This window comes from Algoriphagus aquimarinus, assembly GCF_900112005.1.
In the GTDB taxonomy this organism is placed as follows: domain Bacteria; phylum Bacteroidota; class Bacteroidia; order Cytophagales; family Cyclobacteriaceae; genus Algoriphagus; species Algoriphagus aquimarinus.
This window is the reverse complement of the sequence record NZ_FOKK01000039.1, coordinates 1-2274: the sequence shown is the minus strand read 5'-3', so window position 1 is coordinate 2274 and position 2274 is coordinate 1. Positions and strand designations below refer to the sequence as shown.

Below are 2274 nucleotides of genomic sequence, written 5' to 3'. Positions count from 1 at the left end.
AAAGTTCATTGACATGTTGAGCAGAAATTGTAACAGACGTGATACGCAAGTATCACAATAAGTAGAAGTAAGTGAATAAGGGCGCACGGGGGATGCCTAGGCTCTCAGAGGCGAAGAAGGACGTGATAAGCTGCGAAAAGCTACGGGGATCGGCCAATGCGATTTGATCCGTAGATGTCCGAATGGGGCAACCCAGTCTTTTAAGACTATTCCGTAAGGAAAGCGAACGTGGGGAACTGAAACATCTAAGTACCCATAGGAGGAGAAAATAATAATGATTCCGTAAGTAGTGGCGAGCGAAAGCGGAACAGCCCAAACCGATTATGTTACGGCATAATCGGGGTTGTAGGACCTGTATAATTGATAACAATCCGACGAGAATAGCGTGGGAAAGCTAACCAGAGGGGGTGAGAGTCCCGTATTGGAAGGATTGTTTGAGAGACGGGTATCCTGAGTAGGTCGGGACCGGAGAAATCCCGATTGAAACTGCCGGCACCATCCGGTAAGGCTAAATACTCCTGAGAGACCGATAGTGAACTAGTACCGTGAGGGAAAGGTGAAAAGTACCGTGAATAACGGGGTGAAATAGAACCTGAAACCGTGCGCTTACAAGCGGTCGGAGCTACTTTGTGTAGTGACGGCGTGCCTTTTGCATAATGAGCCTACGAGTTACTCCTCATCGGCAAGGGTAAGGTATTAAGTACCGCACCCGGAGCGAAAGCGAGTCTGAAAGGGCGATTGAGTCGGTGGGGGTAGACGCGAAACCTAGTGATCTACCCATGGCCAGGTTGAAGTTGTGGTAACACACAATGGAGGACCGAACCGATAAACGTTGAAAAGTTTCCGGATGAGCTGTGGGTAGGGGTGAAAGGCTAATCAAACTGGGAAATAGCTCGTACTCCCCGAAATGTTTTTAGGAACAGCGTCGTGAATTGTATGATGGAGGTAGAGCTACCGATAGGACTAGGGGGAGTCAAATCCTACCAAATCCTGACGAACTCCGAATGCCATCATATAGAAGCGGCAGTGAGGGCTTGGGTGCTAAGGTCCAAGTCCGAGAGGGAAAGAACCCAGACCTTCCGCTAAGGTCCCAAAATCTATGTTAAGTTGAACAAAGGTGGTCCAGTTGCAGAGACAGCCAGGAGGTTAGCTTGGAAGCAGCTATTCCTTTAAAGAGTGCGTAACAGCTCACTGGTCGAGCGACAGGGCGTCGATAATAATCGGGCATCAAACATAGTACCGAAGCGAAGGATTGTATCCTGATTTATCAGGAGCAGTGGTAGGGGAGCATTCTAACGACAGTGAAGGTATGGCGTCAGCCGTGCTGGAGTTTTTAGAAAAGCAAATGTAGGCATAAGTAACGATAATGCGGGCGAGAAACCCGCACACCGTAAGACCCAGGTTTCCTGATCAACGCTAATCGGATCAGGGTTAGTCGGGACCTAACGCGAACCCGAAAGGGGTAGTGGATGGACAATGGATTAATATTTCCATACTAATTATACGAGTGATGGAGTGACGGAGTGATGAAAGATCCGCGCGGTGACGGAATACCGCGTTAAAGGTAGTAGGTATTGGACCCATAGTTAAATGCGTGAGTCTAGCCGAAGCTGATAGTACTGAGCGTTTACGGACAATCAGATAGTGATCCTAAGGGCTTCCAAGAAAAACTTCTAGCGTTAAGAGTATAATTACCCGTACCGCAAACCGACACAGGTGGTCGAGGAGAGTATCCTAAGGTGCTCGAGTGAATCATGGCTAAGGAACTCGGCAAAATAGCCCTGTAACTTCGGGAGAAGGGGCGCCTCTAGCAATAGAGGCCGCAGTGAAGAGGCCCAGGCGACTGTTTAACAAAAACACATGGCTTTGCAAAGTTTAAAGACTAAGTATAAGGCCTGACACCTGCCCGGTGCTGGAAGGTTAAGAGGGGATGTTATCGTAAGAGACGCATTGAATCGAAGCCCCAGTAAACGGCGGCCGTAACTATAACGGTCCTAAGGTAGCGAAATTCCTTGTCGGGTAAGTTCCGACCTGCACGAATGGTGTAACGATCTGGGCACTGTCTCAGCCATGAGCTCGGTGAAATTGTAGTCGCGGTGAAGATGCCGCGTACCCGCAACGGGACGGAAAGACCCCATGCACCTTTACTGCAACTTAGTATTGGTACTGGACAAATGATGTGTAGGATAGGTGGGAGACTTTGAAGCGGGTTCGCTAGGATTCGTGGAGTCACTGTTGAAATACCACCCTTTGTTTGTTTGGTATCTAACCCCT

Annotated in this window: 1 rRNA gene; it reads left to right on the top strand. The window is 48.9% G+C overall.

Features of this window, described 5'->3' with window-relative positions:
• Nucleotides 1–65: 65 nt before the first annotated feature.
• Nucleotides 66–2274: ribosomal RNA gene (locus tag BM291_RS21830) — 23S ribosomal RNA — on the top strand; the annotation flags it as partial.